Raw genomic sequence first — 25,001 nt, forward strand, 5'->3', positions numbered from 1 at the left:
AAAATATGACCTGGATATAATTCGATCAACAACAAACATACCAGTTTAGTTACCATGAAGAATTGGCAGAAAAGCTTTTTTGTAGGCTTATTATGTTGTGCTTTTTTAGTTTTCGGATGGCAACCACAGCTTTTAGCTGAAGAAATTGCTAGCAATAGTACATCAATACTAAAAACACAATTAGCCCTAGCAGAAGCACCATTAAATGTTTATGAATATCTCTTGCAATATCAACCGGAAACTTATAATCTTTTGACCAAGACATTAGCAGATGCGATTGAAGATGCAAAACAACCATTAGAAGATGAGGTAGTTAGTGATCTTTGGGCTTTGTCTCCCAGTAATCCCAAAATTAAATGGAGAGAGAATAATGGCAAAATTGAATATTTAATGTCTACTTGGAAATATGTGAGTAACCCAACTGTAGATTGGCCAATAGGTGCAAAAAAACAACTCCCTTATCAAACTTGGTTTACAGCAGTACCACAAGTTCAAGAATTTTGTCAGCAATATCAAGCCATAGATGCGAATATTCCTGATAATGTTGAACTTTCACTGCGCTTACAACAGTATTTAGGATTAATCTTAAATAAGTATTCCACCAAAACCCATTTTGTCGAATTGTGGGTAAAAGGGGAAGATTTAATGAGACCCTGTATTGATTCAGAAATTAACGATGCTAGTTGTAATCTTTTACCTTTACCTGTGCCTGATAGCAGTCCTGTAATCAAGACAATATACACCAATTCTTACACCAATGAGAAGAAAGAATATTATCCCTGGTCAGGTTTAGGTTATACCTATGATTGGGGAAATGCACAAAAACCCCATGTCGGTCCGAGTGAGTTTATTATTAACCCCGCACCAGAAAAACCTGTGGAAGTGGAAGTTGTTTCTGTCACACCAACTCAGGAATATTGTCAACAACAATATATTTCATCTAATCAGTCGCTGAACTAAATTTAAGTTCAAATCTGGTTTTGGCAAATGTAGAGACGTTTTTTATGTCTCTACTAATTTAGAGGATTTTCTTCAACTTCTGGTATTAGCTCTTTTTAAAGCATTAAAAAAAACACGCTGCATTTGTTAGACTAACTCCCAAATCTGAAAAAAATCTTAAATTCCATGAGTACAGCTTTTCTACCATCAAAGCCTGTATTTATCGGCCGATAAAGGTTACAGCATTTTTGCTCACGTCCGCATGGGGAACTTTAGATAAAAATGAAAGTTACTTTTTTACTAATTTAGGGAACTCTATCAATACGTCCCATTTTTGTTTTTGAGGATTATTTGAGGATTACTTATGGAGAAATCAATTATTCAATTGGTTGACGAGTTATCAACTGATAATATTACCGTTAAAGTTTTAAAGGCTGTTGATTATGTAGCCCCAAGTCAGTGGAACAATTTGGTGGGCTTTGACAATACTATCCGTGCTATTACTGGAGAAACTGATACCAAAGTAATCCAGAAAATCCGGGAGCGTGCTGTTATTTTGTATCACGATCCTCAACAGGGCTACCAGAGTGCAATTAAACTTTATCAAACAGTTGATAAAGCAGACACAGCTATGGCTACGGCAGCTTTAGCGAACAAAGTTGGTGAAAAAATTGGTATTCTTTCGTTTCTGACCAATATTACACCCAAAGCAGACCTCACCCAAACGATTGATTTGGTACTGAAAATTGCGATCGAAATCATCGTTTTTTGCAAACTCAATGGTATTCCTCAACCGAACCCCCAAGAGTTTGCCAAGTCTCTAGCCAACAACTATCAAGATGCCTCCCTTATGAGGATGGTAGCTTTAGTTTGTTTAGATGGAATAGTGCCATTAGGTCCCGACTTCCTCAACAAAATTCATGAACTTATTAGTGGCACTGATGCTAGTCAAATAGCTCAAAACCCAGTTTTTTCAGCTATTAATAGCTCTCTACCAGGTAATAATCCCACTGATAAACTTGGTTTTATTACTCAAGGTTTTAACTCTGTACAAGGCTGGATATCTAATTTAGTATCCAAGACAGGTATAACTCCGCAATCAATTTTTAGTAGTCTGGGTAATTTTATTCAAATTGCTGATGATAATCTAGACTTTGTAGCAGCATTCCTTGATCAAACTACTAATTATTATGAGCATACAGGGATTCAAACTGTGGCTGCCAGTTTGATTAAGCAAGCCCATATTTTAGTTAAACAAGAAATTCAACAAGAGGAAAAATCATCTGTTCGAGATATTTCATCTGCTGGCAAAGTTAATAATAATCAGTATGCAGTAGGCACAAAAGTAGAAGTATGGGATGAAGAAGATGAGGATTGGTATTCTGCAACTATTGAGAAAGTCAAAGATAACGAATACTTTATTCATTATGATGGTTACGGGTCATCCTCAGATGAATGGGTTGAACCAGATGATTTGCGTATCCGCGATAAAGCCTCATCCGATGATAATGGATATGCGGTGGGTGTCAAAGTCAAAGTTTGGGATGAGGATAATGAAGAATGGTATTCTGCAACCATCAATAAAATTCAGGGTCAACAATACTTTGTACATTACATTGACTATGACTCATCCTATGATGAATGGGTTGATCTAGATGATATTTGCTAACTACCGAGCAGGTATTATTAGAATAAACTGGCTTTTGTCATTGTTTACTTTTTTAGTTGACTATCTGTTAAGTATTGATATTAGAGATATCCAAAAAAGATTGTAGAGACGTAGAGACGTTCCATGGAACGTCTCTACAAGGTTTCTAGAAACCGCACATTTAATTTTCGGAGATATCTATTGCGTAAAGATTCTAATTCATTTATATCAATTACGACTTTGCGTAATGTTTCACTGAAATAAACAACTTCATAGTTGGGTGCAAGTTCTTTTTGCAGTTGCTTCCACAAACTAATTCCTTCTGCTTCAAAAGCTGCTTTAGCATTTAAACTGGGAAAACCTGATGAATTAGGATCTTCCCAGTTCAATTTTGCATCGTAAATATCAGCCCATTTTTCCAAACGTGTAATAGTTTCTTGACTCAGTGGTAATTTTTCTGGGTCAATATATATCTCCAGCTTCATCAGAATTTACCCACCATAATGGGTAACATTCATAATCAGCCATGAGTTTGATTTTTTCTACTTTAAACAGCATCTACCAATTCAAAACGAATTTTCTTACCAACAACTCTAGCAGCCTTATCAATTGTCTCTAAGGTAACAGAATGATGATCAGGATCTAAAAGTCTATCAACAGATGATCTACTGGTTTTCATCTTCTCAGCCATTGCTGTTTTAGTAATGTTTTTCTCTACCATTGCTGTTTGAATCTGCCAAGCAATAACTCTTTTAATAGCTATTAAGTTGATTTCATCTAATGTTCCATCTTCTTCTAAAAGCGCATCAAGAGAAGAACCAATATAAGGATTTTCTTTCATATTTACGCCTCCAATATGTGTTTGCGTTCCAAGGCTAAATCTAATTGTTGTTTTGGTGTTTTTTGACTTTTCTTAATGAAGCCATGCAGCAATATCATTTTACCTGCATAGAAACAAAATAACACACGAGCAATTTTATTTTGTGGTAAATTTGTTCTGACTTCAAATAATCCATCACCCATTGGCCGACAGGTTGGCATTCCAATTGGCCAACCAAATTCAACCGTCTTGATATCAGCACCAATCAAAAATCTTTCCTCTTTAGATAAACTTTTTAACCAATCACGAACTGGCTCACTACCATTTTCGTTTTTATAAAATTCAGCCGGAACTCTTTTATCTGTCATACATCAAACCTAATTAAATATAGAAGTAGGCATTAGTATTTTGCATACCTTTATCTAACAACTACATACGTTAGATTTGATGTTATGCTATATAGTACCTTTTTTGGTACATAAAGTCAATAGATATTGAAATTCTGAATTTTATGGAATAAATCTATAAAATCTTTAGAAAGAAGTTGTGGTATATCATCAACAACTTTATTCAATATTTCTTTTTTCAGGGCATCATTTTTATATTGCTTTAGAGGATTGAAAATATCCTTTAGTATATCTTCGTACTTGTGTCCTTGAATCTTAAGAAACCATTCTGGCAAGTTAATTGATTGTCCATTTATATACTCACACTGTTGATTATTTTCATCTATGGAAGGTGACAATTTTTCTCTCACCTTATTTACTATAAAATCAGCTACCTTTTGAAGTCTGATATCATTAAACTTGGCAATATCCATAAACGTTTCATTATTGTTTAAGCCTATTTCACAACATTGTTTAATTTCTTGAACTATTTTTTCATTATGTCTCTCACGAAGTAGAAAAGCTACTAATAGAAGTGGATCAAGAATATAATTTTCAATACTATACCTTTTTTTATGCCCAAGAACTTTTACATGATCATTTTCGTTTTCGTTATTGTTAATATCCCAATCAATGATTCCATAAATATTTTTGTTACCCCCTGTTTGATATAACTCCTTGACTATATCTTTAACCCTAGTACAATTTCCACCGTTTGGATCTTTACTTGTTAATCCAGAAGAAATAAAATTTAAAGAAATTTCTGATATTAAAGTATTTTCTGACTTATTTAGCTTATTAAAAATTTTCTCATAGCATTTAGCATCATAATCACTTTCAACAAATACCTGACGGCGATTTTCATAATCTATACTTAAGGTAGGAACACCAGAAGTTAGAATAGCAAGTGCGTTATCTTTTGTCGTCTTTTGTAAACGATTTTCTCCAGTTTTGTTCATGACATATATTGAATCTTCTGGAGCTAAAGCGACTGTTGATGGTGAGTGTGTTGTCAATATTACTTTAATAGTATGGCGATTTACCAGTACATTTTGTATTGTCTTTAAAAGAGATTGAGTCATGGAAGGATGCAGCGGAGCATCAATTTCATCAAAAAGTAAAATTTTGGGATAATTTACAATCTGACGACTATCTTCTGCATAATATAAACATAGTGCAAATGACATCAAAATCTTTTCTCCAGAGGAGAGATCAGCAAATAGGACAGTGTTTTCTCTTAATTTGTCTGTAAGAACTGGTTCGTAAGGTCTATCATCATACTTAGCAGGTTGATTAACACGAAAATCTAAATTTGCAGCTTCAAGAATACTGTTTAAAAAATCCCAAGGTGGTTCTCCATATTTTTCTTTAAACTCTTCATCAGATAAAGAAGTGACATTTTCTCCCTTATATCTTGCACAAGCTTTTATTTCATTAGAAAGCCAATTCTTTTGATACTCTGCGAAAAGTCTACCAAAAGATTGCTGAAATATATCCACAGACATCCAACCCATCTTAGGAAAGTTATCATAAAAATCTTTTTCTTCAAAAGCTATTATAGGAATTCCACTGCTTTCTTCTAAATACTTGATTAATTCTGAGTGAGTATTAGGAATTTGACGATTAGGGTTTTTTTGAATAAAATTATGTTTTGCGTTTTGAATAGCACTTTGAATTATCCGTGGAATTTCTTGCGCTTGATTTGAATTAATCCCTATTTCTATGAAATTTGCTTCACTCATATTCAGAAGATTACGAATATTTATAGATAAGAATTCAGGTTTATTAAAATTGGAATACAAAGTATTATAAATTATAGGAAGAGACTCTTTAATAGATTGGGACAATTGAGACCAAAAATTTGATAGTTCTTGACTTAGCTGAAAAGGAGCTATAGCACCACTATCTTGAGTTACCAAGTTCATCCAATTGAAAAATCTAACTGGTTTTATTTGTTCATCTATTGTAATATTATCAACTAAAATATAGCCTTTTTCGATTGCTTCCAATAAGTGAGTTTTTCCAGCACCATTAACTCCAGTCAGTACGACAAAATCAGGTAATTCAGTCTCAGGGAGAAAAGTTATAGATTTATAAGGTTTAACAAAAGAGAGTTTCATATATATAGACTTAGATAATGAAGAAGCTTACAGGTAGTATTATACACTAAATAACTTCTTATATAATCAACTTTATACCAAAATCAAAAACGTCAATATATAGTGAGTAGTAAAGAGTAAATCTTACCCCTCACCACTTACTTTTATCAACCAACTACCAAAACTACGCCCCTACAGACTCCTTAGCTGCATACAATACCTCAGCAGAGATATCTTTAAACCCACGCTCACGGGCAAACTTTTCCGTATTTCGCTTTACTTTCCCGCGCACAAAACCAGGAATCTTATTCAATTCTGCTTGTCCATCTTTTGTCGAATTCAAACCAGATTCTGCGGAAATTCCTTTGGTAATTACTTCTTTTGTATCGTGTCCACCAAAGATTTCTAACAGGTGATCTTCCATTCCCAAAGTGAAGGAATTGTAGATTAAATCAGTGATTTGATTTGTGCCTTCATAACCCATAAATGATTTGTAACCAATGGGGAAATTCTGCACGTGAATAGGTGCGGCAATGACACCGCAAGGAATATCCAAACGTTTACCAACGTGGCGTTCCCTCAGTGTAACAAATATAACGGTGCATTCCATACGATCGCACGCATGAAAACCCAAGCAACGCCACCACAAAATCTGGATAGTAGATGACAATATACCCGCTCGTCAGCTATGGTTTAAACTACTGCGATCGCTAAGGATTTGTCCCCAACGAGGCAAGTAAAGGACAAGAAGCCATATTATTATGGCTGAACCTCCCAATTAGATCCTTCCATATCTGCCAACTTACTTACAGCCAAATATACAGTCAACAATGGAGGAAGACAAATGTCAAATAGCCCAGGACTGTACATTATACTCGTCAGTGTTCACGGTTTAATTAGAGGTCATAATCTAGAACTAGGAAGAGATGCAGACACCGGTGGACAAACAAAATATGTAGTCGAACTGGCCAACACATTAGCCAAAAATCCCCAAGTAGAAAGAGTTGATTTAGTCACCCGGTTGGTGAATGATTCCAAAGTCAGTGTTGACTATGCCCAACCAATAGAAATACTTTCAGATAAAGCCCAAATTATTCGCCTTGCTTGCGGTCCCCGTCGCTACCTACGTAAAGAAGTTCTCTGGCCACATTTAGATACCTTTGCTGATGAATTACTCCGACATATTCGCAAAGTGGGAAGAATACCAAATGTAATTCATACACATTACGCCGACGCAGGATATGTTGGTAGTCGGGTGGCTGGGTGGTTAGGAACACCCCTTGTCCATACTGGTCATTCCCTGGGACGAGTCAAGCAACAAAAATTACTGGAACAGGGAACTAAACAAGACGCAATTGAAGAACATTTTCATATCAGTACCAGAATTGAAGCCGAAGAAATTACACTGGGTGGAGCAGCTTTAGTTATAGCCAGTACGAATCAAGAAGTTGAACAGCAATATAGTATATACGATCGCTATCAACCAGAAAGAATGGTAGTGATTCCCCCTGGTGTAGACTTGGATCGCTTTTACTCAGCCGCAGATAATTGGCACAACCCACCCATTCAAACAGAATTAGATCGTTTTCTCAAACAACCCCAAAAGCCGATAATTATGGCGATTTCTCGCCCCGCTATTCGGAAAAACGTGAGTAGTTTAATCAAAGCCTATGGAGAAGATCCTGAATTACGTCACCTGGCTAACCTAGTAATTGTACTGGGGAAACGAGACGACATCATGACCATGGAATCTGGTCCCCGTCAAGTATTTATTGAAATATTGCAACTAATAGACCGCTATGACCTCTATGGCCATATTGCATATCCTAAACACCATAACGCTGATGATGTGCCAGATTTATTTAGACTGACGGCTAAAACCAAAGGAGTCTTTATTAATCCAGCCCTAACAGAACCATTTGGGTTAACTTTAATAGAAGCCAGTGCTTGCGGTGTACCGATTATTGCAACTGCTGACGGTGGACCCAGAGATATTTTAGCAGCTTGCGAAAATGGTTTGCTGATTGACCCCTTGAATATTCAAGATATCCAAAATGCCCTCCGCACAACCCTGACAGATACGGAAAAATGGCAACACTGGTCTAAAAACGGCTTAGTTAATGTCCGCAAACATTTCTCCTGGAATAGTCACGTTGACAAATATCTAGAGAAAATCAGCCTTTTCCCCCAACGACGAATTCAATCTTTACTCAGTCCCCTCCCCGCGTCTCCTGCTGCTGATCATCCAGAATGGAATGTACCAGATACAAACCGTTTACCAACTGCAGACCGTTTCCTCGTTTGCGAAATTGATAACACCCTTTTAGGTGACAAAGAAGCCCTAGAAAAATTGATACAGCGCATTCGTCAAGAAGGACATACAACCGGAGTCGGAATAGCCACAGGACGCACATTAGAAAGTACCTTGAGTATGTTGGAAGAATGGCGCTTCCCCATGCCAGATTTATTAATTACATCAGCAGGTAGTGAAATCTACTATGGACCCCAAATTGTCACAGATACAAGTTGGCAAAAACATATAGGTTATCAATGGCAAGCCCAAGCAATTCGTCAAGCCATGAAAGATATACCCGGTGTAGAATTGCAACCATCGGAAACTCAACGCCAGTTTAAAATCAGCTATTTTGTTGATGAAGCCAAAGCACCAAACTACCGAGAAATTATTCGCCATTTGCGTCGTCATCAATTGCTGGTGAAAGGAATTTATAGCCACAATATGTATCTGGATTTATTGCCTATTCGGGCTTCTAAAGGAGATGCAATTCGTTATGTAGCTTTAAAATGGGGTTTACCTGTGAACCGCTTCTTAGTGGCAGGGGCATCAGGTAATGATGAAACCATGCTTGGTGGTCAGACTTTAGGTGTTGTGGTTGGTAATTACAGCCAGGAAATTGAAAAACTGCGGGGTCTTCCACAGATTTATTTTGCTCAAGGTCATTATGCTTGGGGCATTTTAGAAGCGTTGGATTATTATGACTTTTTCGGTGGTTTGTCGCAAAAACAGCCGGAAATGATGATAGCTTAGTCACTTTCTCGGCTTGACAATTTCAGTAAAATCATCTATTTTAATGTGATGTGTTCAGATTTATCGACACACCCCGCCCGAACCTTGAAAACCGCATAACTTCGTTAAGGTGTGTCGATAGCTTGCACCATAAGGCTTTCAGGCTGCGATTTTGACCATTTCTAGAAATTTTTTTCCATTTTCCAGAGGTGTGTCGATTAGGGTATCTGAAACCCTTGCTCTGTAAGGTTTCCAGAAGTGAACTCTTTACAAACCCGCTCCCCCGAAAGGGGATGGAAACCCTTCAAGTCTGGTACCTGTTTGTTCAGGGTACATCTTTACAAACCCGCTCCCCCGAAAGGGGATGGAAACGAGTACAAAATGACCTGAGGCGTGGCAGTGGAGGCTTTACAAACCCACTTCCCCGAAAGGGGATGGAAACTATTTAGCAATGCTTCTAGAGCCGCCTCTGCGTGCGAAAACTTTACAAATCCACTTCCCCGAAAGGGGATGGAAACTTCAACAATACCTTTTGATTCTGTATCCAAAAGTTCTACCTTTACAAACCCACTTCCCCGAAAGGGGATGGAAACTCAATAGTGATTATGTTTACAATCCCAGATTCAGACTTTACAAACCCACTTCCCCGAAAGGGGATGGAAACACCAAGTCCTACCATTTCGATGATTACGACAATTACAATGAGGACAATTAATTTTCTTAGATGAGAAATATTCTGAAGGTGGGTTAAAATCTCCACATGGAATAGTTTTAATATCTGCTAGTCCAAACCTAAATGTAGCTTGATAGCATCATTGACCAAATGGATCAACTCTTGACTTAAACACCCTATCACATCTCCTAAAATGCGCTGTTTAGAAATTGTCCGTATTTGTTGCGCTTGTACCTTAGAAGTTTTAGACAAACCCGAATCTTCTGGATTTAATAAAACTTCAAAAGGATAGACACGACTCATATTAGATGTAATTGGTAAAATCGTCACCGTAGTAGAGGCATTATTATTAGCATCATTACTAACAATGAGTACAGGACGGCGTTTATTCATTTCTGACCCCACTGCGGGACTGAGATTTGCAAAGTATATTTCACCACGTTTCATCTGTCAGCCCATCCCCTACAGTTAAATCCCATTCTGGGTTAAATTCCGCCGCTGCTTCCCGGTAAGCTTGTTCTAACTCCTGATAACGCAGTAATTCTATGGCTAACTCAATTACTTGAGAACGAGATTTACAGCCTTTAGTCAATTTATAATCCTCAATAAACTGCACCAAAGAGGATGGTAAGGAAATGGAAAGTTTTTCAGCTTGCATAGTATTACCAAAAGGTAATTATATTTTTCCTACTTTAGAGTAACATAAATAGTGGGAGTAATACATCTAACATCAAGCCACCAAGGAAATTGATTGATATTAAACTGCTAATACATTCCTTTTTCTTTATAAACCCGCTTCCCCAAAAGGGGATGAAAACCCAATACCCTATTTACTAATCAAATCGCTTTTTTCATCCTGTTAATCCTTTAATCCTGGACATCCTGATTCTGACAGATTTAGGACTTACCCAAGTGTCACACCAAATATCTATTTTATGGTGCGTCAGATATCAAATATCTGTTTATTTGCAGGATTTATAAAGTCTGACGCACCCTACTAATATGCCAATTGCGTAAGTCCTGAGATTCTCCAAATCTCCCCAAAAATGTCATCATAGTAAAGGTAAAAACACACTGGAGATAAAGCCACGGTTTACGCACGCCCTTTAGCCCGGTTAATTGAACAACTGCAACGCCTCCCCGGAGTGGGTCCCAAATCTGCCCAGCGTTTAGCGTTGCACATTTTAAAGCGTCCAGAAGCAGAAGTTGAAGCTTTAGCACAGGCAATAATTGATGCTAAAAAACAGGTAGGCTTGTGTCAAGTCTGCTATCACCTTTCATCTGAACCTGTATGTGATATCTGCCGCAACATCAACCGGGATAATACTACTATCTGTGTGGTTGCAGATTCCCGTGATGTGATTGCACTGGAAAAAACCCGCGAGTATAAAGGTAAATATCACGTTTTGGGTGGGGTAATTTCTCCTATGGATGGTATTGGACCCGAACAGTTGACCGTCCAAGCTTTGGTGCGGAGAGTTAGTCAACAACAGCCAAAGGAAGTAATTATGGCTATTAGTCCTAGTGTGGAAGGGGAAACGACTACTTTATATATAGGTCAGTTATTAAAACCGTTTACTAAAGTGACACGGATTGCTTTTGGTTTACCTGTGGGTGGTGATTTGGAGTATGCTGATGAGGTGACTCTGGCTAGGGCTTTGGAAGGACGACGGGAATTAGATTAATTGGTAATCATTAATGTCTCTTTTGTATCTCTATTACCTATTCCCTTCTTACTGTTACCTGTCACCTGTCACCTGTCCTCACGAAAAAACTTTTTCAGCCAATCCTATTTATGCTGACTCTGACGCAACATAAACCACCTGATGCTGATTTTGTGGTTAATTTGACTCTGGAACTTACCGCAGAAGAACGCACCCGCAGCCGTCACCGATTTAGTTTAGCTGATGGTAATGAGGTGTTTTTGCGTTTACCAAGAGGTACGGTTTTACATGATGGTGATATTTTGACTGATGAAAATGAAAGTAATTTTCTGAAAGTTGTTGCTAAATCTGAACCAGTTTTAACTGCGGTTGCAGATACAAATTTGTTATTAAGGGCTGCTTATCATTTGGGAAATCGTCATGTTCCTGTGGAAATTACGGTGAATTATTTACGTTTGTCTCCTGACCCGATTTTACAGGCGATGTTGATAAAATTGGGTTTGGAAGTTAAGGAAGAAATTTTACCTTTTCAACCGGAATTAGGAGCTTATGGAACTCATCACGCTCACTAATTTTCATTTTCTATCTATTTTGCAATTGGCTAGTCCAGCTTTACCTGTGGGGGCTTATAGCTATTCGGAAGGTTTGGAAATGTTGGTGGAAAATGGCACTATTAATAATAGTAATAATTTAAAAGATTGGTTAGAAGCTGAGTTGAAATATGGGTCAATTCGCATGGATGCAGCGGTGATGATCAGAGGTTTACAAGCTGCTAATTTGGGAGATTGGGAAGGTTTAAAACGCTGGAATTTGTGGTTGTCTGCGGTGAGGGATACGGAGGAGTTACGGGCTTCTAGTTGGCAAATGGGGCGATCGCTCTTACAATTGTTAACTAAACTCGCACCATCCACTGTACCACTGGCTTCTGCGGTGGGTTATCCTTGCAATTATGCGATCGCATTTGGTATTGCTTCCTCTCACTGGCAAATTAACCACCAAGCCGCATTATTAGCATATCTGCATAGTTGGGTCAATAATTTAATTACTGCGGGAATTAAACTCATTCCCCTCGGTCAAACTGCTGGACAAGAATTGTTATTAGAATCACAAGCTTTATTAAGTGATACCATGTTGGAAATTCTCGCTTTGGAAGATGATGACCTCGCTTATTGTAGTTGGGGTTTATCCTTAGCCAGTATGCAGCATGAAACCCAATACACAAGGTTATTTAGGAGTTAGGAAACAGGGAACAGGGAACAGGGAACAGGGAACAGGTGACAGGTGACAGGTGACAGGTGACAGGTGACAGGGAACAGAGAACAGAGAATATGTGATAATTTCACCAATTACCAATCACCAATTACCAATCACTTATGAATGCATTTCGAGTTGGGGTCGCTGGCCCTGTAGGTTCGGGAAAAACGGCTTTAGTAGATGCTTTGTGTAAAGCACTGCGGGAAAAATATAACTTGGCAGTGGTGACAAATGACATATATACTCAAGAAGATGCCCAGTTTTTGGTACGTTCTCAGGCTTTGGAGAGCGATCGCATTTTGGGAGTAGAAACAGGAGGTTGTCCCCACACAGCTATCCGTGAAGATGCTTCCATGAATTTAGCCGCAATTGAACAACTGGAAGAAAAATTTACAGACTTAGATTTAGTCTTTTTAGAAAGCGGTGGTGATAACTTAGCCGCTACCTTTAGTCCCGAATTAGTAGATTTAACAATATATGTAATTGACGTTGCTGCCGGTGATAAAATTCCCCGCAAAGGTGGCCCAGGTATAACTAAATCTGATTTATTAGTCATTAATAAAACTGACCTTGCACCCTATGTTGGTGCTGACTTAAGCGTGATGGAAAGAGACGCAAAAAAAATGCGTGGTGATAAACCCTTCATTTTTACCAACTTAAAAACCCAAGCCGGTTTAAACGATGTAATTCAATTTGTAATTACACAAATTTGCTAAATTTAAAAAAATTTAAAACTTCTTAATTTTAAAAAATATATTTGCTACATCACCTACTTAGAGTTTAAACTAGACAGGTAAAATTCAAGTGGCAATTTTTTGCTGCTGGATCAAGGAATCATGGGAAAAGCAAGACAACTGAGTTGAAATTGCGGTATTAACAAAAGTTGTACAAAGATTTGTACAATGCCGCAGTTAATAACAGGTTGACTCCATATCAAAAGTTCAATCACAAAGTTGATATTATTTCAAAATCATTTTTTTAATCAAAGGATAAGTTTATGACAGTTGATTACTCCAAAGCTTTCAAAATGGCAGTTTGCAGCAAAGAAGTTTATCAAGATTTTTCAAGGATTATCTTTTCCAATTGGAAAGAAAAACCAATTTTAATTAATGAAACAAAAACTGATACCCAACTGGCTATTTTATCAGATTCATCAGGAATTACGATAGTTTTTCAAGGTAGTAGTTCCTCCTTTGACTGGCAAACGAATTTTGATACCAGTCAAGAACAGAAATCATTTGATAAAGAAGTAATTCGCGGACAAATTGTGGCTCAAAAAGATAAAACTTATCCCTATCAAACAGAAAATACTTCTGGTTCGTTAATGCATCGTGGCTTCTCTAAAGCTTACTGTTCTGTCAGAAGTCAGATTCACGAATATATCAAAAATAATAACATTACTAATGTCACTGTCACTGGTCACAGTTTAGGAGGTGCATTAGCAACATTATGTGCAGTAGATATTCAATACAATTTTGTTAAACAATTAACTTCCATAGAGGCTTATACTTTTGGAGCGCCAAAAGTCGGAAATAAGGGATTTTCTAAGTCTTATAATGAACGAGTTCCTAAAAGTTATAGATTTGTTTATGGTATGGATATAGTACCGGAATTACCAAGATGGTGGCAAGGATATGATCATGTGGACAAAGAATTGCGGATAGGTTCAAGATTTAGTTTAAACTTTATTTCTGCACGATTTAAAGATCATGGTCTTGATGGTTATCTTAGTCTACTAAAAGAATTATCAATTAAAAAGTAGAGAATTGGTGATTGGTAATTGGTGATTGGTAATTGGGAATTGGTGATTGGTAATTGGGGATTTTGTGTTATTTAAGACTGTTTTAATCCCCTTGCGGGGAGTTAGTAAATTGAAACTCAGGCATAAACCCACTATTTACAGGCTGCGCGTGGTTTCAATCCCCTTGCGGGGAGTTAGTAAGTTGAAACTTCAAATCTTGTTCTGCTCCTGATAAAGATGGAAATATGTTTCAATCCCCTTGCGGGGAGTTAGTAAGTTGAAACTTCAAAACTCCCAATGGGCAAGTAATTATAGTGGGCAAGTTTCAATCCCCTTGCGGGGAGTTAGTAAATTGAAACACGGTGCTTTATATTGCTTCCCCTTAAACAAAGAAGATTTGTTTCAATCCCCTTGCGGGGAGTTAGTAAATTGAAACAGGCTAACTACATTATTGAAAGATTAAATAAGGCAATAAAGTTTCAATCCCCTTGCGGGGAGTTAGTAAATTGAAACTGATATGACTTCAGAGGCAGGTAAATTAATTCAGTCTTGGGTTTCAATCCCCTTGCGGGGAGTTAGTAAATTGAAACAGCCAAAAAGAATCTATTTTCATCCTACAATTCAAAGTTTCAATCCCCTTGCGGGGAGTTAGTAAATTGAAACTTACACTTTGTCCTTGTCAAGGGTAAAGTATAAGGAGTTTCAATCCCCTTGCGGGGAGTTAGTAAATTGAAACTCCGAATTATCAACAGTTTTAACGCCATTAAATAGTTTCAATCCCCTTGCGGGGAGTTAGTAAATTGAAACCCTGCCCTCTGAAACATAGTCTAGGGAGGGAATCTAGAGACGATTTTGGCAGACCTCAAAAAAAACCTCATTTCAGGCTTTGGGTCAACAGCCAAATGAAACTAATGAAACGCTAGAAGTATTCAATTATCAAGGTTCTGGCGATTTGGCAGCACCCCCAGGTTTTCGACCCCGCTTTGCCCTGCCAAAAAAATCAAGCTGATGTATCAATTATACAGCAATCCTATGTGAAACGTAAACAAACTCAAGGCCCAAAGCCCTAAAATAATTCTGCTATCGAAAATTGCCGCTGTCTATCTAATTCTTGTATCCGCATTTTTTCAGCCATCGCACTGGCATAATAGGATTTATCTTTCTCTGGTTCTAGTTGTGGATCTATTTTCTCCCACAATTCCATAAAATGACGATGACGTTTTTCTCTCAAAACTTTTTCTATACAAGCCAGCGTTGCTTGCACGACTTGGGGAGTACGCAATATTTCTTTGTTAGTTTTTTCGTTCAAATGAAATAAATGAGAAATTAATCCCAGTTCTTCTGATAATTCTAAATACCTGTTTTGCAAATTGGAAATTAAATCTGTTTCGGCTGTTAATTCTGAAATCTGTAGCCACAAAAAACGATGGTGAGAAAGGCTAAATTCTAAATTTCGCTCTTCTAGTTCGTCAATTATTACTTGCCGCTGTTCTGGACAATGTAAGTATATTTGTAATAATAACGCCTCTGCTTGTTCTAATAAACTGCGTTCAGTGGTTACTAGAGATAGCTTCGGCGTTTTATACTCCTGTTTGCGCGATAAAGTGGAGCGCGGTGGAGGAGCTTGCACACTAGCGGGTGCAATTTGGGTTAGCAAATTCTCAACTCTGAGGGGTATTAATCTAGCGTCCCCTAAGCTGAGTATTTCTGCACAGTAGGAAATGTAGTAATTAAGAGTATCACTATTAACTATATTTTGCAAGAGTTTTACGATTTGTTTTGTAACTTTTTGAAAATCAGTAGCTTGTCTTAAATCTCTGTCTTTAACTATTTCCGTAATTTGCCAATTTAACCAAAGTGGGGCGTTTGCTAATAGTTGTTGATATTCTTCAGCTGTATGACTATGCAGGTATTCATCTGCGTCTTTACCATCGGGGATGTTGAGAATTTTTAATTGTACTTCGCCTTTGTAAGCTAAGGTGGCGATTTCACCGATCGCTCTTTCTGCGGCTATAGTTCCCGCTTTATCTGCATCAAAGTTGAGGACTAATTGTTTGGAATCGGTGTAGCGCAATAGCAGCCGCACTTGTTCTATGCTTAAGGCTGTACCCAGGGAAGCGACGGCGTTGTTAATTCCTGCTGCATGGAGAGCGATCGCATCAAAATATCCCTCTACTACTACTGCTTGATCTTGTTTGGAAATGCCATCTTTGGCGTGATCTAATGCAAATAAGGTTTTACCTTTACTAAACAGTTCTGTTTCCGGTGAGTTTAAATATTTTGGTTGTTCTTCTGTTAAAGTTCTCCCACCAAAAGCAATCACTCGTCCTTGGATATCACGGATGGGAATCATTAAGCGATCGCGAAATACATCATAATAACCACCACCTTCTTTCCTGGGTTTAATCAAACCCGCTTTTTCCACCAACTGGACTGGATAATGTTTATCTTCCACCAAATACCGATATAAGGTTTCCCAACCTGCGGGTGCATAACCTAAACCAAATTGTTGAATAGTTTCAGTGTTTAATTGACGATGCTCTTTTAAATACAGCATCGCTGTTTGTCCTAAGCTTTGTCTGAGGGCGTGTTGATAAAATTGGGCTGTGGAAGCTAAAACCTCATATAACTGCTCACGCAAAGACAACTGACGCTGTAATTCTTGTCTTTGTTCTGGTTCTAAGGTTTTTACAGGTACTTGATAACGCCGTGCTAAATCTAACACCACCTCGGCAAAATGCCGTTTATCCAAATCCATGACAAACTTAATGGCATTACCCTTAGCTTGACAGCCGAAGCAGTAGTAGATTTGCTTGGTTGGGCTAACTGTAAAACTGGGGCTTTTTTCATTATGGAAGGGGCATAAACCCACAAAATCTTTACCCCGCTTCCGCAAAACTACGTACTCCGAAACCACATCGACAATATCAGCCCGGTGTTGTACTTCTTCTATTGTTTCTGGATGTAAGCGGGGGATTTGCATTTTTTAGGTGACAGGTGACAGGTGACAGGTGACAGAGAAGAAGATGGGGAAAATAGCTTTTGCCTTCTTCCACTGACTCCTGAGTTAATTATAATTCTTGTTTTCAGCCCAGAATAATCGCTAAAATTGCTTCATGCTGGTGCTTAACAACAGGAATAATCAAAAATGGGACGTATTTTCATTTCAGCGGCTCATGGCGGCAGGGAAGCGGGTGGAATTGATTCCGGTGCGATCGCAGGAGGTACAACTGAAGCAAAAGAAATGATTCTGTTACGAGATTTAATTGTTACAGAACTCAGATCGCGTACTGTGGAAGTTTTAGCTGTTCCTGATGATTTAAGTGCTGCTCAAACTATTACCTGGATTAATTCTCGCGGTCGAACTGGTGATGTTGCCGTAGAAATCCACACCGATGCTGCTGGTAGTCCTACGGTGAGGGGGGCTGGAGTTTTTTATATTGCTAACAACAATCAACGCAAGCAAAACGCCGAAATGGTACTAATGGGATTATTACGTCGTGTCCCGCAATTGCCTAATCGTGGAGTTAAACCAGATACAGATAGCGGTTTAGGTAGTTTACAATTCTGTCGTCAGACAAATGTCCCTGCTTTATTAATGCAAGTAGGTTTTATTAGCAGTCCAGACGATCGCAGTTTGTTACAAACTCGTCGCCGTGATTTTGCTTTAGGAATAGTAGATGGATTAGTGGCTTGGAGTAAGGCCGTTGACCCTAATCCGGGAACGCCCCCAGAAGCAACTTATTCACCAATTAATATTAACATTAATGGTCAAAATTATGCAGAGCAAGGTGTATTAATTAATGGTAACTCTTATATCCCCATTGATTTAGTAGATCGCTTAAGAATTGATTTATCCAAAGCACCTAATGTTGTTCGCGTTACCTATCAGCGAATAGTTTACATTAAAGCCATTGAACTTCGAGATTTTAATGTTTCTATTAGCTGGGATAGTGCCACCAAAACTCTGAATTTACGTTCAATTTTATCAGTTTGTCCAGGACAAATTAACCAAATTATTTCTAATGGTAATACCACAGAAGTACAGCTACAATTATTTTTGCGGAATAACCATGAAAATGCCCTCGTCCAGTTTCCTGATATTCCCAAACTCTATCGAGAAGAAGCGGCAATGGAGGGAGTAAATCATGATATTGCCTTTTGTCAAATGTGTTTGGAAACTGGCTTTTTACGATTTGGTAGTGATATTAAACCTCAACAAAATAATTTTGCTGGTTTAGGTGCAATAGGTGGTGGAACAGAAGCAGCTTCTTTTTCTAGTGCCAGAATTGGAGTGAGAGCGCATATCCAACATTTAAAAGCCTACGCCAGTTTAGAACCTTTGGTACAACAAGAGGTAGATCCTCGGTTTAGATTTGTAACTAGAGGAGTAGCTCCTTCTGTTGATCAATTATCAGGAAGATGGTCAGCAGACTTAGATTATGGTACTAAAATAAAAGCCATGTTTAAAAGACTTTATGAATCAGCAAAATTGATTTAATCAGGTAGTTATCAGTTATCAATTACAAAAACTTGCCCTCGTATAAACGGGGGTCAAAATTCATATCAGTAATCTCAAAAAACTCGTAATTAGCAAAACTCCATAGCAGCCAAATTACCATGCAAACAATTGAGAAAAAGTCAAATAAAAAAAATTGGGCAAAAGCTATATCTCAACCAGCAACTGAATTTCCTCCTACAAAACTATCCATTCTCGCGGGTAAAATACCTGATGGTCTACGGGGTACACTGTATCGCAACGGTGCAGCCAGATTAGAACGAGGTGGTGTATCAGTAGGACACTGGTTTGATGGAGATGGGGCTATTTTAGCTATCCATTTTAGCGATGCAGGTGCTACCGGAGTTTATCGCTATGTGCAGACTGCTGGTTATCAAGAAGAAACTGCTGCGGGTAAATGGCTATATGGTAATTATGGTATGACTGCACCGGGGGCTATTTGGAATCAATGGCGAAAACCAGTTAAACACGCAGCAAATACTTCGGTTTTGGCATTACCTGATCAACTTTTAGCATTATGGGAAGGAGATAATCCCTATGCACTAGATTTAGAAACTTTAGAGACCAAAGGTTTAAATAATTTAGGTGGTTTGGCTAAAGGACAACCCTATTCTGCTCATCCTAAAGTTGACTATGAAACAGGAGAAATTTTTAATTTTGGTATGAGTCCGGGTCTTAATGCCATACTGCATATTTATAAAAGTGACTTCACTGGTAAGATTCTCAAAAAAGCAAAGTTGACCTTAGAAGGTTTTCCCCTAATACATGATTTTGTGTTAGCAGGACAATATTTAGTATTTTTTGCTCCTGCGGTGCGTTTAAATATTTGGCCTGTTCTCTTGGGAACTAGTAGCTATAGTGATTCCTTAACCTGGCAACCGGATCAGGGAACTAAGATTATAGTGATTGATAGAGAAACTTTGTCTGTAGTCAGTCGTGGTGTAACTGATCCTTGGTTTCAGTGGCATTTTGGTAATGGTTATGTTGATGATAGCGGTACAGTAATTGTTGATTTTGCGAAATATGCAGATTTTCAAACTAATGAATATTTGCGCCAAGTAGCGACTGGAGAAACTCAAACAGTTGCTAAAACTACTTTGACACGGGTACAACTTAATCCCCAAACTGGCAAAGTAACTGGAATTGAAACTTTGTTAAATAGAACTTGTGAATTTCCTCATGTTCCTGCCGAAAATGTGGGTAAGTTCTCACGTTATAGCTATTTGTCTATTTTTCGAGAAGGAACAGATACACAAGGAGAAATATTAAATAGCATTGCTAGTTTTGATCATCAAACTGCCACTCTGACAGAAGCTAATGTAGGTGAAAATCTTTATCCTTCTGAACCTATTTATGCTCCTGATCATCAAAATTCCCACCAAGGTTGGGTGTTAACTGTGGTTTATGATGGTAATACCGATAGTAGCGAAGTTTGGGTATTTAATAGTGATACTTTTGGTGGGGGTAGCCAACGATTGGATGAAGAACCAGTTTGTAAAATAGGATTACCCAGGGTTATTCCTCATAGCTTCCACGGTACTTGGAAACCTGGGGAATAGGGACTAGTAAAGCTTCGCGGAAGTCAAAAGTCAAAAGTCAATAATGAAGACAGCATAGGATGCTCGGAGATTTAGAATGGTTAGTTTATTTACGCCGTGCTGTGCTGGGGAGTGGTTACAGGTTAAAAGTTTTTGGTGGCTAATGCCCACCCAAATGAAGATTTTTCAGAAATGATTTAAGATTCTTAATATATCTTAATAAAAACTCTCGATGTTACAACTAAAACATACCCAGAAGACAAAACCAGGGCGGTCTTTGGACGAGCGAGATCCAAAGTTCATTGAAAATCTCATGCCTATATTGGGCTTTTTGTATAACTACTATTTTCGAGTTCAAACCAGTGGCTGGGAAAATATCCCAGAAGGAAAAGTCCTGTTTGTCGGTTCTCATAATGGGGGACTGGCATCACCGGATACATCAATGATGCTGTACGACTGGTTGCGTCGGTTTGGTACACAAAGACCAATTTACGGTTTGATGCATCCAAAAGTCTGGGAAGTTTTTCCCCCAGCGGCAGAAATGGCTATGAAAGGCGGTGCTATTATGGCTCATCCCAAAATGGCTTATGCTGCTTTGCATTCTGGAGCTAGTGTATTAGTTTATCCTGGTGGAGCAGAGGATGTATTTCGACCTCATCAAATGCGAGACAAGATTTATTTCGCTGACCGTCAGGGTTTTATCAAACTAGCACTGCGAGAAAATGTACCGATTGTTCCAGCAATTTCTTGGGGAGCCCATGACACCCTGATTGTGTTGACTGATTTGTATAAAATTATGCAGCAATTTCATAAATGGGGTATGCCTTGGCTTTTTGATGTAGATCCCTTAGTATTTCCTGTTTATTTGGGATTACCTTGGGGTTTAGCTGTTGGACCTCTGCCTAATATTCCTTTGCCTGTGCGGATGTATACCAGGGTTTGTCCACCTATTGTTTTTGAACGCTATGGAAAAGAAGCGGCAAGCGATCGCACTTATGTTAACGAATGCTATGAATTAGTCAAAAACCAGATGCAGCAAGAATTGAATAATTTAATCAAATTAGCCAGTGAAGAAAGGGAGTAGGGAGCAGGGGAGCAGGGGGGCAGGGGAGCAGGGGAGCAGGGGAGAATAATTTTTTACCTGTCACCTGTCACCTATCACCTGTCACCTATCACCTGTCACCTGTCACCTGTCACCTAACTCCTACTGAATATCTTTCAACTCAGCGGTGCGGACTGACAGTATTTGTGTCCGATTACCTCGTTGCACTTTTAGCTGCAAAGTTTGACCTAGACGACTATCTTCTACCACCCTTTGCAATTGATCGGCGCTTGTAATTGCTTGATCATCAATCTGCACAATGACATCTCCTCGACGGATACCCGCAGTAGCCGCAGGAGAATCAGGAACAACTCGCATGACTAAAACACCGTTCACTTCGGGAATCTCAAACACGGAATTGGGATCGATATTATTTTGTTGCGCTAACTGGGGTGTCAATGTCACCATTTGTACACCTAAGTAGGGGTGAACAACTTTACCATCTCTTTGCAATTGAGTTGCGATCGCCTTAGCTTTATCAATAGGAATTGCAAACCCAATCCCCATAGCATCGGCACGAATCGCTGTATTGATCCCAATCACTTCTCCTTGAGCATTTAATAACGGACCACCGGAGTTACCTGGGTTAATAGCAGCATCAGTTTGAATGAAATCTAAACGTTTATCACTAATTCCCACTTGGGCGCTAGAACGTTTTAAGGTACTAACAATACCTAAAGTTACAGTATTATCAAATCCTAAAGGATTTCCCACTGCGATCGCCCAGTCTCCCACCTGGACATTCTGAGAAGAACCCAAAGAAGCAACAGGTAAATCATTACCAGCATTAATCTTCACCACCGCCAAATCAGTCACCTCATCAATGCCTTTAACTTTACCTTCAAAAGTGCGGCCATCTTTGAGGCGGACTGTCACCTTATCAGCCTGGTCAACTACATGAGCATTAGTCAGAACTATCCCGCTTTTATCCAAAATAAACCCAGAACCCAAACCGCGTAATTGTTCAGTCGGTGACTGTTGAGGAAACCCATCACCAAAAAACCTCCGTAAAAACGGGTCTTCCATCAAAGGATCAGTACGACGAGTAATTGTCCGTTCAGTATCAATTCTGACCACAGCCGGTCCCACACGATTCACCGCAGCCGTCACAAAACTACTATTACCAATAGCCGCAGCCGCAGGAGATGATTTTTGAGCAACCACAGCAGGAGCAGGTTCAGCTTGAGATGGTAAAACTTCCAAAGAAGAAACCGTTAGCAACACTCCTAGAAAAATTGCGAAAACGTGGGTACTAACTTGGCGTATAGACCGGGGTAATTTGAAAATTTGCATAGTCACAACCTAACCAAAGACAGGGTGTAGAGTTTAGAAAAAAAGAATAACAGATTACAAAAAAGATGTTTTGATTTATTGACCACCTTTAATCAAGTTACTGGAACATTTAGCAACCAGGCTATTATGGAAATTTGCCAATACTAGGTTCGGTTTTTCCACCAACCTCAAATTCAAAATTCAAAACCCAAAATCTCAAATCTCTCTAGGCTCTCTAGGTTAGGATCTGAAATAATACCAAAACTGTAATCACTCATGAATGGATCAAACCGATTAACAGAAGAATCCTCATCTTCATCCCAGAAAGCAGAACACACACACCATCACGATCACAACCACGAACATACAGATCATACTCCGACAGAAGGCGAATCCGTTCATCCTCATGTACATAGTGAAGAATCTTTACGGCGTATAGTTAACCGACTTTCACGAATAGAAGGACATATTCGCGGTATCAAAACAATGGTACAACACAATACCCCTTGTCCTGATGTTTTATTACAAATTGCCGCTGTTAGAGGTGCATTAGATAAAGTAGCACGGATAGTTTTAGATGAACATTTAACCGAATGTATAGGTAGAGCAGCACAAGAGGGTAATATAGATGTAGAAATAGCCCAACTCAAAGCTGCTTTAGATAGATTTTTACCTTAACAAACTCATAAAAAATCAGTTGCCATTATCAACTGCGAAAATCAAAATCTATTGAGGATACATATTCTTCCCTTGCCAATTCTCAAATCATGATAGCAAAATTCAAACAAATCTGTCCTAAATATTTATTTTTACAAGGAAAATACAGGATAATTTTCGTATCTGCTGCTCTATTTCTCTGTTTTGACTTAGGTGTACTTATTCCTAATTTTTTCATATCTTCCAAATTAAAAGAAGATGCGATAATTATTAATTTAGCTGGCAGACAGCGAATGCTATCACAAAAAATTTCTAAAAACATCTTGCAATTAGAAGTAGCAGAAAAGAGTGCCACAAACATTATTTTAATCCAGAATGAATTAGCACAAGCTTATCAGCAATTTGATGAAACTTTAGCGGGCTTAAAATCAGGTAAAATTGTTACTGGTAGTGATGGAAAACCAGTATTTATTCCAGCTACGACAAGTAATAAGATCAAAAATCTCCTCATTCAAGCCGAAGCAATTTGGTATCCATATAAAAGCAAAATTGAGCCTATTATTTTATCTAAAAATCAAATTTCTGCACAATCATTACAATCAGCGATAATCTATTCAAATAAAAATAACATCCAGTTACTAGACTTGATGAATAAAGTCACAACAGAACAACAGAAGATATCTAATAACAGAACTTATATATTACAAACTATTCAAATAACTGGGTTATGTTTAGCATTAATGAATTTTTTTATTTTGCTTTTTCATACATTAAAAAACCTAACAATTAGCGATAATAAAATTCAAGCCGCCTTAAATGAAGTAGAAAAAACCCAAATTCAACTTATTCAAAAAGAAAAAATGTTTAGCTTGGGTAAACTTGTTGCCGGAATAGCTCACGAACTTAATAATGCTATCAATTTTATCCATCCTAATCTTCCCCATGCTCAACGCTATATGACAGATTTATTAAAATTAATAGACCTTTATGAAAAATATCATCTCAACGTTGACACAGAAATAGAAATAAAGATTTTCACCAAACTAATTGATCTAAATTTCATCAAATCAGATTTACCACAACTCATCAAATCAATGGAGGTAGGTACAACCCGTACTCGTGATATTGTACAGGCTTTAAAAACATTCTCACACTGGGGTGAAACAGAAATCAAAACAATTGATATTCATAGGGATATAGACAGTATTCTACTGATACTAGAATGTAGAATTAACAATCAATTAAATTCCTCACCGATTGAAATCATTAAAGAATATGATCATTTACCCCCAGTAGAGTGTTATGCAGCAAAACTTAACCAAGTTTTTTTGCATATATTAACAAATGCTATTGATGCTATTGATGCTTTGGACTTTAAAAAATCACGAACAAGTCCCCAAATTTCTATTACTACCAAATTACTAAAAACAGATAGTGTTTTAATTTCAATTGCTGATAATGGAATTGGGATTTCCACAGAACATCGACAACGAATATTTGATCCCTTCTTCACCACCAAACCTGTAGGTAAGGGAACTGGTTTAGGATTATCTATTACTTACCAAATTGTTGTTGAAGAACACAAAGGTAAAATAAGCTGTTTTTCTACTCCTGAACAAGGTACAGAATTTCAAATTGAGATTCCTGTGAAGGTTATTGCTTAA

The 25,001-nt window shown here is 38.0% G+C and carries 21 protein-coding genes, 1 pseudogene and 1 CRISPR repeat array; of the genes and pseudogenes, 13 read left to right on the forward strand and 9 right to left on the reverse strand.

Features of this window, described 5'->3' with window-relative positions; translation table 11 throughout:
* Window positions 1-54: 54 nt before the first annotated feature.
* Together ACLLO5_RS01180 and ACLLO5_RS01185 are read left to right on the forward strand one after the other, a co-directional pair.
* Window positions 55-960, forward strand: a complete 906-nt coding sequence (locus ACLLO5_RS01180) for a hypothetical protein (protein ID WP_413173670.1) — start codon at window positions 55-57, stop codon at window positions 958-960.
* Between the two features lie 343 nt (window positions 961-1,303).
* Window positions 1,304-2,608: a Tudor-knot domain-containing protein gene (locus tag ACLLO5_RS01185; protein WP_413173671.1), complete on the forward strand. Its 1,305-nt coding sequence runs from the start codon at window positions 1,304-1,306 to the stop codon at window positions 2,606-2,608.
* Window positions 2,609-2,742: 134 nt separating this feature from the next.
* On the opposite strand, the gene ACLLO5_RS01190 is transcribed toward ACLLO5_RS01185, so the two are convergent.
* From ACLLO5_RS01190 to ACLLO5_RS01210, 5 genes and pseudogenes are all read right to left on the reverse strand, one after another.
* Window positions 2,743-3,072 (reverse strand): hypothetical protein, encoded by a 330-nt coding sequence (locus tag ACLLO5_RS01190; RefSeq protein WP_413173672.1) that lies wholly within the window; start codon window positions 3,070-3,072, stop codon window positions 2,743-2,745.
* 62 nt (window positions 3,073-3,134) lie between these two features.
* Window positions 3,135-3,428 carry a helix-turn-helix domain-containing protein gene (locus ACLLO5_RS01195; RefSeq protein ID WP_413173673.1) on the reverse strand — a complete coding sequence of 98 codons (294 nt, stop codon included), beginning with the start codon at window positions 3,426-3,428 and terminating at the stop codon, window positions 3,135-3,137.
* Window positions 3,429-3,430: 2 nt separating this feature from the next.
* Window positions 3,431-3,775, reverse strand: a complete 345-nt coding sequence (locus tag ACLLO5_RS01200; protein ID WP_413173674.1) for a type II toxin-antitoxin system RelE/ParE family toxin — start codon at window positions 3,773-3,775, stop codon at window positions 3,431-3,433.
* A gap of 116 nt (window positions 3,776-3,891) precedes the next feature.
* Window positions 3,892-5,913 carry an AAA family ATPase gene (locus tag ACLLO5_RS01205; RefSeq protein ID WP_413173675.1) on the reverse strand — a complete coding sequence of 674 codons (2,022 nt, stop codon included), beginning with the start codon at window positions 5,911-5,913 and terminating at the stop codon, window positions 3,892-3,894.
* A 163-nt stretch (window positions 5,914-6,076) separates the two neighbouring features.
* Window positions 6,077-6,499, reverse strand: a pseudogene (locus tag ACLLO5_RS01210) (ferredoxin:protochlorophyllide reductase (ATP-dependent) subunit B); the annotation flags it as partial.
* Window positions 6,500-6,736: 237 nt separating this feature from the next.
* Between ACLLO5_RS01210 and ACLLO5_RS01215 the strand changes: the two are divergent.
* Window positions 6,737-8,938: an HAD-IIB family hydrolase gene (locus ACLLO5_RS01215; protein WP_413173676.1), complete on the forward strand. Its 2,202-nt coding sequence runs from the start codon at window positions 6,737-6,739 to the stop codon at window positions 8,936-8,938.
* Between the two features lie 760 nt (window positions 8,939-9,698).
* On the opposite strand, the gene ACLLO5_RS01220 is transcribed toward ACLLO5_RS01215, so the two are convergent.
* Entirely contained in the window at window positions 9,699-10,037 is a 339-nt protein-coding gene (locus ACLLO5_RS01220) for a type II toxin-antitoxin system PemK/MazF family toxin (RefSeq protein ID WP_413173677.1), read from the reverse strand.
* Complete coding sequence (locus ACLLO5_RS01225; protein ID WP_200323155.1) at window positions 10,024-10,248, reverse strand: type II toxin-antitoxin system ParD family antitoxin; 225 nt, start codon at window positions 10,246-10,248, stop codon at window positions 10,024-10,026. Before ACLLO5_RS01225 ends, ACLLO5_RS01220 begins: the two co-directional genes overlap by 14 nt.
* A gap of 469 nt (window positions 10,249-10,717) precedes the next feature.
* Here ACLLO5_RS01225 and recR point away from each other — a divergent pair, with 469 nt between their 5' ends.
* The 5 genes from recR (at window position 10,718) to ACLLO5_RS01250 (ending at window position 14,270) form a co-directional block, all read left to right on the forward strand.
* Window positions 10,718-11,275 carry a recombination mediator RecR gene (gene recR / locus ACLLO5_RS01230; protein ID WP_413176212.1) on the forward strand — a complete coding sequence of 186 codons (558 nt, stop codon included), beginning with the start codon at window positions 10,718-10,720 and terminating at the stop codon, window positions 11,273-11,275.
* Window positions 11,276-11,385: 110 nt separating this feature from the next.
* Entirely contained in the window at window positions 11,386-11,826 is a 441-nt protein-coding gene (gene ureE, locus ACLLO5_RS01235; RefSeq protein ID WP_413173678.1) for an urease accessory protein UreE, read from the forward strand.
* Window positions 11,804-12,493 carry an urease accessory protein UreF gene (locus ACLLO5_RS01240; protein WP_413173679.1) on the forward strand — a complete coding sequence of 230 codons (690 nt, stop codon included), beginning with the start codon at window positions 11,804-11,806 and terminating at the stop codon, window positions 12,491-12,493. The genes ureE and ACLLO5_RS01240 overlap by 23 nt, the downstream gene beginning before the upstream one ends.
* 134 nt (window positions 12,494-12,627) lie before the next feature.
* Window positions 12,628-13,224, forward strand: coding sequence for an urease accessory protein UreG (gene ureG / locus ACLLO5_RS01245; protein ID WP_413173680.1), 597 nt, complete (start codon window positions 12,628-12,630; stop codon window positions 13,222-13,224).
* A gap of 281 nt (window positions 13,225-13,505) precedes the next feature.
* The gene (locus tag ACLLO5_RS01250; protein WP_413173681.1) at window positions 13,506-14,270 is read left to right on the forward strand and encodes a lipase family protein; all 765 of its coding nucleotides are present in this window, start codon (window positions 13,506-13,508) and stop codon (window positions 14,268-14,270) included.
* Window positions 14,271-14,349: 79 nt separating this feature from the next.
* Window positions 14,350-15,056: a CRISPR direct-repeat array (repeat unit 37 nt; unit sequence GTTTCAATCCCCTTGCGGGGAGTTAGTAAATTGAAAC).
* Window positions 15,057-15,315: 259 nt separating this feature from the next.
* Here ACLLO5_RS01250 and dnaG read toward each other — a convergent pair.
* Entirely contained in the window at window positions 15,316-17,232 is a 1,917-nt protein-coding gene (gene dnaG, locus ACLLO5_RS01255; protein WP_413173682.1) for a DNA primase, read from the reverse strand.
* A gap of 165 nt (window positions 17,233-17,397) precedes the next feature.
* Between dnaG and ACLLO5_RS01260 the strand changes: the two genes are divergently transcribed.
* From ACLLO5_RS01260 to ACLLO5_RS01270, 3 genes are all read left to right on the forward strand, one after another.
* Complete coding sequence (locus ACLLO5_RS01260) at window positions 17,398-18,750, forward strand: N-acetylmuramoyl-L-alanine amidase (protein WP_413173683.1); 1,353 nt, start codon at window positions 17,398-17,400, stop codon at window positions 18,748-18,750.
* A 119-nt stretch (window positions 18,751-18,869) separates the two neighbouring features.
* Window positions 18,870-20,327, forward strand: a complete 1,458-nt coding sequence (locus ACLLO5_RS01265) for a carotenoid oxygenase family protein (protein ID WP_413173684.1) — start codon at window positions 18,870-18,872, stop codon at window positions 20,325-20,327.
* A 211-nt stretch (window positions 20,328-20,538) separates the two neighbouring features.
* On the forward strand, window positions 20,539-21,390 hold the full coding sequence (locus ACLLO5_RS01270) for a lysophospholipid acyltransferase family protein (protein WP_413173685.1): 852 nt from the start codon (window positions 20,539-20,541) through the stop codon (window positions 21,388-21,390).
* 120 nt (window positions 21,391-21,510) lie between these two features.
* On the opposite strand, the gene ACLLO5_RS01275 is transcribed toward ACLLO5_RS01270, so the two are convergent.
* The gene (locus tag ACLLO5_RS01275) at window positions 21,511-22,701 is read right to left on the reverse strand and encodes an HhoA/HhoB/HtrA family serine endopeptidase (protein ID WP_413173686.1); all 1,191 of its coding nucleotides are present in this window, start codon (window positions 22,699-22,701) and stop codon (window positions 21,511-21,513) included.
* A 255-nt stretch (window positions 22,702-22,956) separates the two neighbouring features.
* On the opposite strand from ACLLO5_RS01275, the gene ACLLO5_RS01280 reads away from it, so the two are divergent.
* Window positions 22,957-23,358 carry a metal-sensing transcriptional repressor gene (locus ACLLO5_RS01280; protein ID WP_413173687.1) on the forward strand — a complete coding sequence of 134 codons (402 nt, stop codon included), beginning with the start codon at window positions 22,957-22,959 and terminating at the stop codon, window positions 23,356-23,358.
* An 89-nt stretch (window positions 23,359-23,447) separates the two neighbouring features.
* Window positions 23,448-25,001, forward strand: a complete 1,554-nt coding sequence (locus ACLLO5_RS01285) for an ATP-binding protein (protein WP_413173688.1) — start codon at window positions 23,448-23,450, stop codon at window positions 24,999-25,001.

The organism is Anabaena azotica SJ-1, assembly GCF_047275885.1.
Lineage (GTDB): Bacteria > Cyanobacteriota > Cyanobacteriia > Cyanobacteriales > Nostocaceae > Trichormus_B > Trichormus_B azotica_A.